The sequence below is a fragment of the Cellvibrio sp. ARAG 10.3 genome, assembly GCF_051846955.1.
In the GTDB taxonomy this organism is placed as follows: Bacteria; Pseudomonadota; Gammaproteobacteria; order Pseudomonadales; family Cellvibrionaceae; genus Cellvibrio.
In genome coordinates this window covers 2220-16667 of sequence record NZ_JBPYCU010000024.1, presented here as the reverse complement: position 1 = coordinate 16667, position 14448 = coordinate 2220, and the positions used below count along the sequence as shown (strand labels likewise).

Annotated in this window: 10 protein-coding genes; 7 read left to right on the top strand and 3 right to left on the bottom strand. The window is 54.3% G+C overall.

Annotated elements, in window-relative coordinates:
• Window positions 1–2: 2 nt before the first annotated feature.
• Window positions 3–2765 (bottom strand): hypothetical protein, encoded by a 2763-nt coding sequence (locus ACSV5M_RS20000; RefSeq protein ID WP_439178446.1) that lies wholly within the window; start codon window positions 2763–2765, stop codon window positions 3–5.
• A gap of 502 nt (window positions 2766–3267) precedes the next feature.
• On the opposite strand from ACSV5M_RS20000, the gene ACSV5M_RS19995 reads away from it, so the two are divergent.
• From ACSV5M_RS19995 to ACSV5M_RS19975, 5 genes are all read left to right on the top strand, one after another.
• Window positions 3268–4455, top strand: coding sequence for a DUF1585 domain-containing protein (locus ACSV5M_RS19995; RefSeq protein ID WP_439178521.1), 1188 nt, complete (start codon window positions 3268–3270; stop codon window positions 4453–4455).
• A gap of 73 nt (window positions 4456–4528) precedes the next feature.
• Complete coding sequence (locus tag ACSV5M_RS19990) at window positions 4529–7081, top strand: LamG domain-containing protein (protein WP_439178444.1); 2553 nt, start codon at window positions 4529–4531, stop codon at window positions 7079–7081.
• Window positions 7082–7177: 96 nt separating this feature from the next.
• A complete protein-coding gene (locus ACSV5M_RS19985; protein ID WP_439178443.1) occupies window positions 7178–8773 on the top strand; it encodes a hypothetical protein in 1596 nt (531 codons plus the stop codon).
• A 226-nt stretch (window positions 8774–8999) separates the two neighbouring features.
• Entirely contained in the window at window positions 9000–10214 is a 1215-nt protein-coding gene (locus ACSV5M_RS19980) for a hypothetical protein (protein ID WP_439178441.1), read from the top strand.
• A 17-nt stretch (window positions 10215–10231) separates the two neighbouring features.
• A complete protein-coding gene (locus tag ACSV5M_RS19975) occupies window positions 10232–11152 on the top strand; it encodes a hypothetical protein (RefSeq protein WP_439178440.1) in 921 nt (306 codons plus the stop codon).
• Between the two features lie 88 nt (window positions 11153–11240).
• Here the strand turns inward: ACSV5M_RS19975 and ACSV5M_RS19970 are convergent, their stop codons facing one another.
• On the bottom strand, window positions 11241–12719 hold the full coding sequence (locus tag ACSV5M_RS19970; RefSeq protein ID WP_439178438.1) for a cellulase family glycosylhydrolase: 1479 nt from the start codon (window positions 12717–12719) through the stop codon (window positions 11241–11243).
• 162 nt (window positions 12720–12881) lie between these two features.
• On the opposite strand from ACSV5M_RS19970, the gene ACSV5M_RS19965 reads away from it, so the two are divergent.
• Both ACSV5M_RS19965 and ACSV5M_RS19960 read left to right on the top strand, forming a co-directional pair.
• On the top strand, window positions 12882–13724 hold the full coding sequence (locus tag ACSV5M_RS19965; protein ID WP_439178437.1) for a helix-turn-helix domain-containing protein: 843 nt from the start codon (window positions 12882–12884) through the stop codon (window positions 13722–13724).
• A gap of 42 nt (window positions 13725–13766) precedes the next feature.
• The gene (locus tag ACSV5M_RS19960; protein WP_439178435.1) at window positions 13767–14204 is read left to right on the top strand and encodes a VOC family protein; all 438 of its coding nucleotides are present in this window, start codon (window positions 13767–13769) and stop codon (window positions 14202–14204) included.
• A 21-nt stretch (window positions 14205–14225) separates the two neighbouring features.
• Here ACSV5M_RS19960 and ACSV5M_RS19955 read toward each other — a convergent pair.
• Window positions 14226–14448: hypothetical protein (locus ACSV5M_RS19955; RefSeq protein ID WP_439178434.1), on the bottom strand; the 223-nt coding region annotated here is incomplete at its 5' end.

Here is a 14448-nt window from a genome sequence, read left to right as displayed (position 1 = left end):
TTTTATTCTTGAATTGGGTCTGCCGAGTCAAAGGGGTTTTGGTAATAGCGGGCGCCGAGGTCGATCCACTCCCGTAGCAGTTTTAACTCACTATTGTTTAAAAAGCCAGAATGGCTGCCATTCTCTCTGAAACGACTGAAGAAACGCTCGCTACCGCGGGCGTTGCCGCGCGCGATGCTGGGCGGCGTTTCATCGTATTCCGGGTTGGGGACGGGGTTACCCTCTTCATCCAGTACTGGCAGACCTTCGGCATCCAGCAAAAACTCAGGCACAGTGACTACATTGCCGGCTTCATCCACTTCCCGTTCGGCGCGCGCATTGAGTAGCTCAAAATACGAGGTCATCTCGGTATTCTGGCGCGGCGCGCGGGTCAGGTTAAGCTGGATGGCACCGGTCAAATTCGGATTGGTGACATCGGCGATGGTGCTGCTGCCCGCGTGGCAGCCGATGCAATTGAAAGGGCGGAGTTCACCCAACTCATCCACCACATTCGCAGAGGTTCTTTCTATCTCCCACAAATACTGGATGTGATTTTCATAGTTGATCACGATGCGGCAGGTGCTGTTCCAGTCGTCCATACAACCTTTGTTTTTGAGCGGTGCCTTCACCGAGGACTGCTCGGAATCACCTGGAATCAGGCCCAGGTACCGATATGCAAATGCCTCATCGCGCGGGCGACCGGGTGCCAGGGCGGGATCGGTCCATTCGTCGATAAAGATCAGGTCTACGGTCGGTTCGCGTAAGCCGGCATTCAGGTAGATATCGGGATCACCCGGTTGGGCGCCGGGCGCAGCGAAGTAGGTACGGGCTGCAAATTCGGCCATGGTTTCACCCGCTTGCGGCAGCTCAGGGGTACCAAATTGGTCGAATCGTTGCGTGCCCGGAAACGCCACACCCGAGGCGCCGGGGTTGATAGAATCCGGCACGACATCGGCGCGACTCACCGGTTGGGTGGGGCTGGTATTGAGGCAGCCATTGCATTCGAGCCTTTCTCCCGGACGGACCTGCATCCAGTAAGTGGCGTTGTTGCTGATCCGGCGACCTTGGCCATCCAGTACCTCAACGGTAAAGGCGATATCAGCAGGTATCTGGACTAATACCGAGCCGTCAGGCTCCACCGGTGTATAGCCAATGATTTCACGCAGGCCGGTGTTCTGGTTAAAGCGGTTGCCATACACCGTGTCTTCCTGCTCATCGAGCACATCGTTATCCGCAATGGACACGGCCTTGACGATGCGCAGGAAGCGTGCGGGCCGGGCATTGGCCGAGGTTTGAGCAGGATTGGCCAGAACACTGAGGTTCAGGTTGTTGGTATTGACGTCGGCGAGATTGCCATCGTAAACACTGCGAATATGCAAGGTGCCGAGGTCGGCATTGGTGGTTGTCGGGGCGATATAACTGGGTGGTGCTTGCGGCTCCATGATCACCGCCTCGGTAAACATGCGCCCTTCTTTACCGAGCACAACGGGTTGCTGGGTGTCGTTGGTCATGTTGTAAATCCAGATCCCGAACAGCGGTGGTGCGATCTCCGCTGCTTGATTTTCCCACCACTCGTCGGTACAGGGTACCAGGCGACCCGTGGAGATCACCTGCATCCGGCATTGGCTCCAACTGACCAGCAGGCGGTTGGTGCCGTCGAACAGCGGATGGAGCGAACTGAATACCCCATTACGTGACCGCTCGTCATCGGTGACGATATCGAGATGGTAGATGCGCTCCTGCGCCTCGCCACCGCCGCCGTTGATGGGCACATCGTTTTCGACAAAGTTTTCCGTATCGATCACCACCATATCGCCGCCCAGGAATTCGCTGCGGCGTTTGAAGATCGCCGCTATGCGTCGGTCGGACAGCGACTGCGGTCGGAACAAGGTCAGGGATTCATTGCGCGGGGTGGTGTTGAGGCTGTTGAAACCATAGTGGTATTGCAGGTCGGTACCGTCGGGATTCACGGTATACAAACTCAGGTTGTTGCGTCCATTGGCCTGGTCCCAGCGAAGAAACAGCACGCGCCCATTATCCAGTACCGTGGGTTGCAGGTCGTGGCTCTGGTTGTAGGTGATCTGCTGGATGTTGGTGCCGTCGTTATCCATCACATGCAGGACAAACGCGGGCCCGTCATTACCCTCTTCCTGGGCGGTGTACTGGGGTTTGTTGTCATCCAGCAACATCCCGCGGCTGCGGGTTTGGCGGGTGGAGCTGAAGATGATGCGGTCGTCCGGCAGATAGCGGGGGCTGACGTCGTGACCGGCCTCGGCAACGATGTTGGACGTGATGACCCGCCGCAGGACTTTATCGATCAGGTGGTATTCCCAGATATCCCACTTGGGTTGTTCGTCGTCATCGGCATTGGGGATTTCTGGCGCGCGCATGGCAAACAACAGACGGTCGCCATCGGGATGGATGCTCAGGTCTTTAACATCGTAATTGGGGGCTTCCGGGTCGAAATTATCGTCGGCAATAAAGGCGTCTTTGGTAATGTTCACCGCCGCTGCCAGCGCTGTGGCCCGGGGTTTGACATAAATAGCGGCACCGGGATTAAAGGCCGCCGGGTCAAGGATATCCAGGGGCAAAAGGGTTTCCGGATCGTCTTCATCTGTCGGCAAGGGGCGGTCAATAAACGCCACCGGCAAATCCACCGTGACTGGGTCCGGGCTTTGGCCACCGCCTTCACTGCCGCCACCTCCACCACCGCAGGCGGTAACCAACAAACAGCCAAGCCACAGGGGCAGGCTGCGCACGAGTGATGAACGGACATGGTGGATCATGGCGTTTTGCCCTGCACAAGAAAACGGGTTGGGATGATAGCTCAATCATGGCAGTCAATTGCCGCGAGTCGTTATTGCCGGCCGATATCCGGTGGGCGCTGGCGCCTGAATGGGATGCCGCCGCGCGGGAATCACATTCTCAGGTAAGGCCTGGCGCCAATCTCTCGATCTGGTCACGCTTTAGCGTCCACCGGCAAATCCTTTCAACCTGAACCGACTGGCTTCTAAAAATAGCTGAATTCTATGCATCTCGCTGTTTCGTCGCTGGTCGGGCAGGGTCGGGAGTGGCGCGTTTTAACGAATCTGTGATGAGGTCCACAATGTGGATGCAAGCGAGCCGCAGGTTTATACCGTTCGGCGACTTATAATCAGTGGCGAACAATTAGCCTGCTAGACTGATTTTTCAGTCGAGGCAGAACAAAAATCTGGAGCAGCCGTGACCACACAAGCCTTTATATCACCTGGCAGACCTGCCGGGTGGCGTCCTACTGTGCATCGCCGAATGGTGTCCGGTGCGCTATTGCTGGTTTCCCTGTTTGCGTCCATCGCGATGGCCGGTTACCGGGAACAGGCATTGCAAATTCATAACCGGGTGGCGGGTGTGCCGCCGTCGGAAACGGTACTTCTGCAGATGGCCTCGCTGATTGAAGGCGGTAATGTGGCGGGTGCCGTGGAAGTGGCGATGGATAACGAAGCCTTCTACAGCGTTACCCTCAAGAATATGGCCACGCCCTGGACTAACCGTGAACAAACTGTCTTTGCCCCGTTAAATGATTACACCGCGACCTTTATCGGCCTGGTGCGTGACGAAGACGACTTCCGCAAGATTCTTTATGACGATGTGCTCTACACCAGCAACGCCAGCGGTTTGCCGGCCTATGCCAATAACAACAATAACCACTATCAAGCGCTGGAGTCTGCCGGTCACAGCTTAAAAAACACCTTGGTTCGCCGCGCTCAATCGTCTGTCAATGGTTTGCCCGCCAGCGCCACCTCCGGCGTATTAACTACGCGCGCAGCGGCCAAAGCCTTCTTTATCGCGGGCACCAACCGTGCCATGTTCCGCTTCACCCTGTTGAACCACCTTTGTCGCGACCTGGAACAGGTGCATGACACCTCGCTGGTGCCGGATCGTATTCGCCAGGATGTAAGCCGCAGCCCCGGCGGTGACAGCCGCGTCTTCCTGAACAACTGTATCGGTTGCCACAACGGTATGGACCCTATGGCCCAGGCCTTTGCGTACTACGACTATGAGTTTGATGTTGATGCCGACCCTGAAGGCATCAATGGCAGCATCCACTACAACACCGCAGCGGATATTGATCCGGATACCAACAGCCGGGTGGAAAAGAAATACCGCATCAACGCATCAACCTTCCGTTACGGCTTCGTTACTCCGGATGACCAGTGGCAAAACTACTGGCGTAAAGGTCAGAACGCCGCATTGGGCTGGGATGCAAGCCTGCCGGGTGCCGGCAACGGTGCAAAAACCATGGGTATGGAGCTGGCCCACAGCCATGCATTCGCCCACTGCCAGGTTGAGAAGGTGTTTCGCAATGTATGCCTGCGCCGTCCTGCCGATGCGGCTGACCGCGCGGAGCTGGACGCCATCACGGATAGCTTTGCCGCCAGCAACTACAACCTGAAACAGGTATTTATTGAAACTGCTGATTATTGCAAAGGGCCCTGATCCAGAGCCGCTACTTGGGGAATGCCGGTGCGGTTGCGCATCGGCCTAAGATCAAAAACATCAGGTAACTACCGTGGACACACTGAGCCAACCAAATTTCCACTCTCGCGGTCACTACCGCCCAGGGCTGCTTGTGCTCTCGCTGCTGTTAACCACCTTGCTGGCACTGGCGGGCTGTGGTGGTTCGAGCAGCGGGGCTGAGACAACACCGCCGAATCCGCCGCCTAATGGTGGCGTGGACGACAACAACTTTTCTTATAAAGGCACCAATCCGGCCGCGACGGCCGATGTGCTCAAGTTCCAGACCAGCTTGTGGGTCAAGATCGCGCCGGAAAATCGCTGCGGCAGTTGCCACAACGACAAGGGTGGACAGCAACCGACTTTTGCCCGGGGCGACGACATTAACCTCGCCTACGCAGCCGTGATTAATAACGGGCTGGTGGATCTCGGCAACCCCTCCAACTCGCGTCTGGTAACGCGGGTATTGGGCGGTCATAACTGCTGGGCTGCTGATCCGGTTGTGTGCGGCGATATCATTACCACCTGGATTGCTGCCTGGGCAGAAAATACCGGTACGGAGGCCAACTCCGTGGTGCTGACCCCGCCGGAAGAGCGCGATGTTAGTGACAGCAAGAGTTTCCCTGATTCACCCGGTGCATTCGCCTCAACGGTCTATCCCTTGTTAACCCAATACTGCGGCAGTTGCCACGCCGAAGGTGCGTTAACCCGTCAACAGCCCTACTTCAGCAGCACCGATGTCAATGTGGCCTATGAAGCGTCCAAGGCGCGGATGCGGCTCGACAACCCCGGTGCCTCACGCTTCGTGCAGCGTCTGGGTATCGACTTCCACAACTGCTGGAATAACGACTGTGCCGCCAGTGCCACCACCATGCGCAATGCCATCCAGGCATTTGCTGACACCATTGAACCCACCGTGGTGGATGAAAACCTGATCATGAGTAAAGCGGTCGGCCTGGGTGATGCGTTTGTGGTCAGCAGCGGCGGTCGTATTGATACCGACCTGATCGCCAAGTACGAATTCAAGACCGGCACCGGGTCCATCGCCTACGACACCAGTGGTGTGGAGCCTGCCACCAATCTTATCCTCTCGGGCAATGTGGGCTGGAGTAGTGCCTGGGGTATTCGCATTGACCGTAACGGCAAGGCCCAGGCATCGGTGGGCGAAAGTCGCAAGATCTATAACCAGATTCGGGTCACCGGCGAGTACAGTATCGAAGCCTGGGTGATTCCGGACAACGCCGCTCAAGGCGAGAACGACAGCAATCCGGCGCGGATTGTCAGCCTCTCCGGCAGTGCCACCGAGCGCAACTTCACGCTGGGGCAATACAACGCCAATTACAGCTTTATGAATCGTACCAACCAGAGCGATGCCGACGGTCTCCCCGAGCTGGCCACCGACGACAACGACGAGCGTCTGCAAGCCACCTTGCAACATGTAGTGGCGACCTTTGACCCCATCAATGGCCGCCGTATTTACGTCAACGGTGAATTCACCGGTGATGAAGATCCGACGCCGGGCGCCTTGCTGGAAGACTGGAATGATAGCTTTGCGCTGGTGGTAGGTAATGAAGTCTCCAACAACCGCGTCTGGCTGGGTAGCATGCGCTTTCTCGGTATCCACAACCGCGCCATGGCGCCGGAAGATATCCTGAAGAACTTTGAAGTCGGCGTAGGTGCGCGCTACCTGCTGCTATTTAATGTGTCTGAACTGATCAATGTGCCGCTCAGCTTTATCGTGTTTGAGGTGCAGCAGTTTGATGATTATGGCTACCTGTTCAGCCAGCCCTTCTTCACCATCCTGGCCGATCCGGAAACCGGCACAACAGCGCAGATGACCGGTGGCGTCGATGTTGAAGGCATCCGCATCGGTATCAATGGCGCCGAGGCGATGGTGGGGCAAGTGTTTGCCAACCTGAGCACCGAATTGCGTCAGGATCAGATGGTTGAAGGGCGGCAAGTACTGTCGACCCTGGGTACGGTCATTGAAGCCAAACGCGGCCCGGAGCTGGATGAGTTCTTCCTGACTTTTGATCGCATCGGCACCCACAGTTACGAACGGCCCGAGCCGACCGTTCCCACGCCGGCAGCGCCAGCAAACGTCGAAGGCCAGGCGCTGATTGGCCTGCGTACCTTTGCGGAGATCAACGCGACCTTATCCACCCTGACCACTGTGCCCTCCACCAACGCTGCGGTGGCAGAAACCTATACCAATGTGCAGCAGCAATTGCCCACCCAGCCGAATATGGAAGGCTTCCTTGCTGCTCACCAGATGGGGGTGACGCAACTGGTAGTGTCTTACTGTAATGCCCTGATCAGTGATACCGGCCGTCGTGGCAGTTTCTTCCCCGGCTTTAACTTCGGCGCGGGCGCCGGCACGGCGTTCAGCCCGACCGGTCGCGACCAGATTATTGAGCCCTTGCTGGAAAAATTGCTGGCCCATGAAATTGAAGGCAGCAAGCTGGATGTACAGGCGGACCCTGATGAGCTGCGTCTGGAGCTGGACCAATTGATTACCCGTTTGGTTAATGGCGGAACCGGCACTACCCAGACTGCCATGGCCACCTGTGCGGCGGCCTTCGGTGGTGCAGTGATGCTGCTGCAATAGTTCCGCAAAAGTATGCCTGGGGGAGCACTGGCTTCCCCGGTCCAGAATGTGTCAATTATCTAAACGACTACAAAATACAGTAGCGAAGGAAATACCATGGCTAAACGCAGACCTCCACTTCACCCCGATGCGCCGTTGCTCCTCAACAGCCACCGGCGGCCGGTGACCCGACGCGAATTGATTGCGCAGGGTTTCAAGGCTGGCTTCGGTACGGTGCTCGGTGGCTCGGTGTTCAGTTTGTTTGCCAATCCGCGCAAAGCCGAGGCGGCGCTGTCCGCCGATGTGTCGTTGGCGCGTGATGCCTGCGGCATCGCCGCGCAAGGTGCCGGTAAGATTCCCTTTATTTGTTTTGATCTGGCGGGCGGCGCCAACATTGCCGGCTCCAACGTGCTGGTAGGCAAGCAAAACGGCCAACTGGATTTCCTGACTGCCAGCGGCTACAGCAAACAAGGCTTACCGGCGGAGATGGTGCCCAATGCATCGGTGGGCAACTTCATCAATACCGACCTTGGACTGGCGTTCCATTCCGATAGCCAGATGCTGCGCGGCATTCTCGAAAAGGCGGTCGCCGCCGCGCCGGCAACCAATGGTGCGGTGATTCCGGCGCGTTCGGAAAACGACACCGGCAATAACCCGCATAACCCCATGTACGGCATCAACCGTGCCGGCTCCAACGGCTCTTTGCTGGCATTGATTGGTTCCCGTGCTGGCGATTCCGGTGGTAACTCTATGGCACCGGCGATGATGATCAACCCGGAGGTGCGTCCGACCAAAGTGGACAACCCACGGGACGTTACCGGCCTGGTTGACGTAGGTGACCTGGTCGGGCTGCTCAGCCAGCAAGATACCGTTGCCGTCATGGAATCCATTTACCGGTTAAGTGACAGTAAACTGAATCACGTCAACCCGGGTACCGGCGTAACCAAAGATGAAGTCCTGAAAGAAATGATGCGCTGCGGTTACGTGAAGAGCGCTGACCTGGCTGATCGCTTCGGCAATCCTTCCGCGATCAACCCCGAATCTGATCCGGAGATCGTGGGACCTGGCGGTATATTTACGGACGCAGAATTCGATAGGGACGGCGAATTCCGCAAAACTGCTTCAGTCATGAAACTCGTCGTTGAAGGGTATGCCGGTGCTGGCACCATCACCATGGGTGGCTATGATTACCATACCGGCGACCGCTCCACCGGCGAGCAGCGCGATCTGCGCGCCGGCCGTTGCATCGGCGCCTGCCTGGAATACGCCGCTCGCAAAGGCGTGCCCTTGATGATCTACGTGTTCAGTGATGGCTCAGTATTCAGTAACGGCATGTTGGACATGTCAGAAGAAGGGCGCGGCAAAGGCGTCTGGACTGGCGACGATCAACAGACCGCTTCTTCATTCTTTCTGGTATACAACCCCGCCGGTCGTCCAGCATTAATCGGTGGCACCGCCGCTCAACAGGCGCAGCATCAACAAATTGGTTACATGCGTGCCAGCGGCGACGTGGAAACCGCATCCAGTCCCGTCGCTAACAATGTGAATTTGCTGGTGGAGATGGTGATATTAAATTACATGGCCCTGCACAACGAACAAGGCCAGTTCCCGATCTTGTTTCCCACCCACGGTTTAGGCAGTGCAGCCATGATGGATCGGCTCACCGCATTTCAGCCGATATGTAATGGCACGATATCGACGCCGATGACTTAACCGCACTCTTTATAATATTTTTTAATTTGCCCTGCGTAAGCGGGGCAATTTTTTCAGGTCGAAAAAATCTGAAGGAGCCTTCGTCATCCGCAACACGCCAATAAACAACACCAGGCGCGTTTACTAAATTGGATTCAGAATTGAAATCGCGCGCGGATTCCGTCATTATCCGTGCGAACCAAAAAATGGAACTGCCAGGACAGCAGAAAACAGTAAGGGATTATTTATGGACACCAGTCAGGATATACACACCCAATTGCTCTTAAGACACAGCGCCGTGCAGACATCACCCCAGCATGCGGCGATGTTGAATTCCCAAACGAACAAAAAATTCATAAGCACCATTGATAAAACTCAACATCCTGCGGGCTATAAAGTTACGTTAACAGGATATGCAGGATTTATACTTGCACGCGAAAGTGCAACATCAGATTATCAAAGCCTTGATGGCCTGCTGAGGCAGCTGCGCGCTATCCCCCGTTCCCCATCTGCCAATATTTTGAAAGGCAGCATTAGCACCTTCAAGCTGGAAAACAATGCTTATCGCATTGATTATCGAATTGCCAACGGTGAGGTGGTGGTCTACAACATCCAATTAATAGATAAATTACAAAAGCAGCGTGACCGCCTGGAGCAAGCATCTCTCTATCATGTTAAACGGAATAATCAGGGTATATGGCAAATTAAAGCTAAGACAGACAAAGTCAGTACGCCATATGCTGCTGTTAATGGTCAATCTAATAATCTGACCAAGGCTGCTTGGCTAATGGGTGCACATCTCGAATACGAATTTAAAAATTTGCGGGAATACACCTTGTTCCATAATCCCAGCGATGGCGGAATCGGCGATACCTGGGAATCCTTCCGCGATAAGATGGGCATCACCACGGCAGTTACCCGCCACTTCGCCAAAGTGCTTTCCAATACTCAGGCGCAGGATAATAAAACCCAGTGGATCGCCCACAGTCAGGGCGGGGTCATTTTTGCTGAGGCTGTGCGTTATCTATTAAATGGTTCCAGCAGTTGGATGTTCAATAAAGGGCGGTTAAATGGTTTACGGACTCCCGACAAAGGCAAACTGCTCGACAGACACAGCATTGTCTTTCACGGCAATGCCAATAATAATCTGCGATCCAAACCCTTATTTTCTCGCGCTGGTGTAAAAGTGCTTGCCATTCGGAGCAATGATTACGACATGGTGCCCAACATCATCGGCATGAATACGCTTAACCCACGAAAAATTATTGGCTCAGTGCTATACAGTAACCACGTCATGTCAGGCTCAGTACTACAAAGTCCGCATACATTAATGCAGAGTCAGGCGTCATGGCGCCATAATATGGACAACGGGCCAGGTAAGGGACGAAATGGTATCCAAAAGGTTTTTAACAAAATCGAAACGAGCATTGCCAGCCAGTCCAGACCAAATTATTTGCCATAAGCCGATAGGTATATGTTGTGTTAAATAACCTCAATCCAACTTGTTCGCTGAAGCGTAAAACCACGCTGGTACTCATTATGCTATCTATACTGACTGGTATGTTTTCCGGATCTGCACAAGCAGAAAAAAACAAATTTTATCCGCGCCAGATTAATTTATCGGGCAATGTCTTTCATTTCGCAATGCCAGAAGATTTCAGTAAAGATATGCCTGCCGGGGATATGGTGGAAGTGCTGGATATTTCTGATCTTTCCAGGTTTGATGACCCCCAGTATGGGAACCTGATTCGGCGTTGGTGGGATATTAAAGAACCGGGTTGGTTTGGTAAGGCGCTAGGGACGGTCATGTTTGATTTGTCTATCCAGCGAAATTTTTCAAACACTCAGCATCTGGTTCATCAAAGACCTTACGATACGTCTAGCAGACTCGATTTTATGATGATGTTGCATGATAGCTACATGCAACGCTACGAGCCCTTAAATGAAGCAATTGAAGAAGATGTTGGTCTTGATATTTCGTATCACTCAAGTTTTGGAGTGATGATTGGTGACGAGGTTGCTGCGCTGCAAAGGGATGCCATATTTAATCAGCAAAAATGGACGGCCTATTCCATTGCTGCGCCCCGAGGAGAGCTGATAGTTATTTATGCAATTCCCCTGACTACAAGCGTGTATTTGGAGGCGTCATTGACATACAGCCACAATGATAATGTGCCGCCATTGGAATTCAGAAGAGGTCAGGCATTTAGGAAGTTTGAACCGATGGTGGAAAGTTTTAAACTGGATTATGCGTTAAACAATTCGCTTAAAGAGGTTGTAGGCAAAGAGTGGCTTGAACAATCAACAACCGACACTATTAAGCAGAATCCTGATTTGTTGATAAGGATTTTTGACGGCGAACCTGATGAGAGAATATTGCCGCAAGCGGGGCAACCATAAAACGGTTTTGTTTGGTATAGCGCGCATTTAAAACAGCAGCCTGCTGAAATAACATTCAGCAGGCTCGACAGAAAAATTTGTTAACCGTTTAGGGTCCAATCTTCACCGCCACCACATTCGACGCATCAGACTCCCCACTCTCATTCTTCGTTATAACACGGTAATAGTAGGTCTTTCCTTGCTTCAATTTCCCATCATCTTTAAACAACACATCGGTGCGTGGATTAAATTCCTGGATGCCGTCGGAAATATTATCGCCAATCACTTTCCATGGACCCTTGGCCGACGTGGCGCGTTCGATGCGGTAAAAACGACCAACCGGTGAGCCCATCCAGTTGATGGCTTTGGTGGGATCTTCAATTTCGCGCAGCACGGGTGCTTCCGGTACGGGTAGTGGCGGCGCTTTTTGTTGACCGTTCATTTGGGCCTGGGCTTTGCGTACCAGGTCAACAACCGCTTGCTCTTCATTGGGTTCACCTTCCGGGAAGCCAGGGAGATGATAGCTGTAATGGCCGGTATATTCCTTATGCCAGTAAAAACCGCCGTTATGACGATGGCCGCGAAAGCCCCAGATGAATGCACCAGCGGCGCGCGCGCCCTTGTGTTCGGTATGCACAGCGGCTTGCATAATGTCATTCAATCCCTTCGCATCACGCAACCCAAATTCGCCGATCAGGTACACTTTTTTTCCATCAATCGCTTGTAAATCTTTTAAGACCTGATCGGGGTTGTTGTTGCCATTGGTGGTATAGAAGTGGTTGGAGATGATGTCGATATTGGGATCGTCCAGCGCGAATTTATTAACGGTCAGGTAGGTGCCATCAATCACCAGATGATTTTTATCCAGCGACTTGATCAGTGATGCAGTTTTCTTCAAAAAAGGTTCAGTGGTTTCTTTTAATTCGTTGCCGGTTTCCCACGCCATGATGGCTTTCTCATCGCGGTATTCGCGCCCGGTTATGGTGTTCTTGCGTGTAATGACCTGCTCGACAATGTGCAGGTAAGCCGCAAAGGTTTTGCTGTTGATGTCATGCAGGGCGGTTTCGGGCTCGCCGTAAAACGCGGCCAGTTGCTCGCGCCCGCCCCACCACTTCCAGTGGTCCACAAACGGTAAGATCAACCGCAGGCCGTGCTTGTCGGCGAGCGCGATCATGCGGTCGTAATGCACCATGGCCGCTTCATTCAGGCGCGGCAGTCCATTGGGTGTGGTCGGTTTAAGAATGTGCGTCTCTCGCTCGCAAGCGGCATCGTGCTCGGTTTCTACCGAGAGCACATAAACGCGCATCGCCTTGTGGCCGGTGTACACCAATGCCTTGATCCAGTTTTCCTGCTCTTCGGCAGTGGGCCACTGGAAGTATTGGCCCCAACCGCGCGGGTCCGCTTTGCAGGGGCCGCGGGCGTCATCCTCAATGCGGTGTAACTCCGGGGCGTGGATGCCGGCAAAGCGGAATTCCTGCGCGCCATCCAGCAATCGGTGGCCGTCGCGGGTAATAAAATGCTCGAACGCCAGTACGGGTAAAGCGAGGGCTGTGCCCAACACAAAGGCTAATAAACGCAAGGGGGTCATGGGTGATCCTTATTATCATGAGGCTTTTTATGGTCTCGAGTGTATATCGGGTGTAACCGGTTTCATGCAAAAGCTTAGCATTCATCCTCGCAAAGGCCTACCACCGCTGCTGAAAGAAGTGTAAAACCGGTGCACCGATAACTGATTTGGGGATTACAGGCTATGCATTATTCGCGTCCTGCCTGTGCGGCATTGCGGCCTTTCGTAAAGCGCCTGTGGGTGTTCAGTCAAACCGCGAGCCGGCCCGCGTTTGAGCACGTGTTGCCCACAGGCGATATGCATCTGGTTTTTCGCTTGCGTGGAGCCCCCTTGCGGCTGGTTACTCCCGCTCGCCCTGTTAGCGAAGCTATGTCATTAGCCGTTATCGGCGGTCCCCGCACCAGGTTTTACGGCAAATGGATTGGTGATGCGGTGTATTCCGTGGGCGTGCAGTTTTATCCCGGTGTCGCTGAGCCATTATTTGGTGTACCGGCGGATGCTTTGGCTGAACGTCACACCAACCTGGATGCGGTATGGGGGCAATACACCGAGCAAGTTTGGGAACGATTGCTGGCAGCGACCACCCCGGAGCAACAGCTGCGCGTGCTGGAGGCGGTCATGCTGGCACGATTGCCGGGGTTATGCTTTTCGGGGCGGTCCTTGCCGGGCAATAAGTCAATGCACCCGGCTATCGCGTTTGGACTTAGCCGCTTTGCTCAGGGTGCCACAGTAACCGAGGTGGTTCGGGAGAGCGGTTATAGCCATCGCTACTTCAATGCGTTGTTCAAACGTGCCACTGGCCTTTCTTCCAAGGCGTATTGCCGTGTGCGGCGGCTGCAGCAGGTGCTCGCGGCGCCGCGCGATACGACATTGGCGGAGCTGGCGCTGACCGCCGGCTTTGCTGATCAGGCGCATTTGCAACGCGACTTCCGCAACCTGACCGGCGTAACACCCTTGACCTACCGGCACCTTGCGCCACGCTTCGCCCACCATCTGCAGGTCAACTTTATTCAAGATAGTGAATGAAGAATGAAGCAGACTGCACTTTTTGGCTAAGGAGAATTCCCGATGATTCATGAACTGTTTCCCTACTTGCATGTGCACGATGCGTCTGCCGCCGTGGAATTTTATGGCAAGGTCTTTGGGGTTAAGGAGTTGTTTCGCCTGACTGAACCCAGTGGCCGGGTGGGGCATGTGGAACTGGATTTTAACGGCACCATTTTGATGTTGAGTGAGGAATATCCCGAATGCGGCATTCTGAGTGCGCGGACGGTGGGCGCAACGCCGGTGAGCTTACATCTGCATGTGGACGATGCAGATGCCGTGGTTGCAGCGGCGGTTGCTGCGGGTGCGACCCTCGAACGCGAGCCTCAGGATGAATTTTATGGGGAACGTAGCGGCGTTTTTCGTGATCCGTTCGGCCATCGCTGGAATGTTGGCCACAGTATCGAGAAGGTGACGCCGGAGGAAATGCAACGACGTTACGACGCGATGTTTGAATCGTAATGGCGGCTGTCATCCAAAACATCACGAAGTTGTAACATGCCGGTCATAGACTCGCGGCGAATCCCAGATAGGAGAAACCGCGATGAAAACACCAATAACGTTTCTGTTGACTCTTTCGCTCGCTGCCCTGCTAACCGCTTGTGGCGGCGACGACAATGATGATAATGGTTCCAGTTCCAGTTCCAGTTCCAGTTCCAGTTCCAGTTCCAGTTCCAGTTCCAGTTCCAGTTCCAGTTCCAGTTCC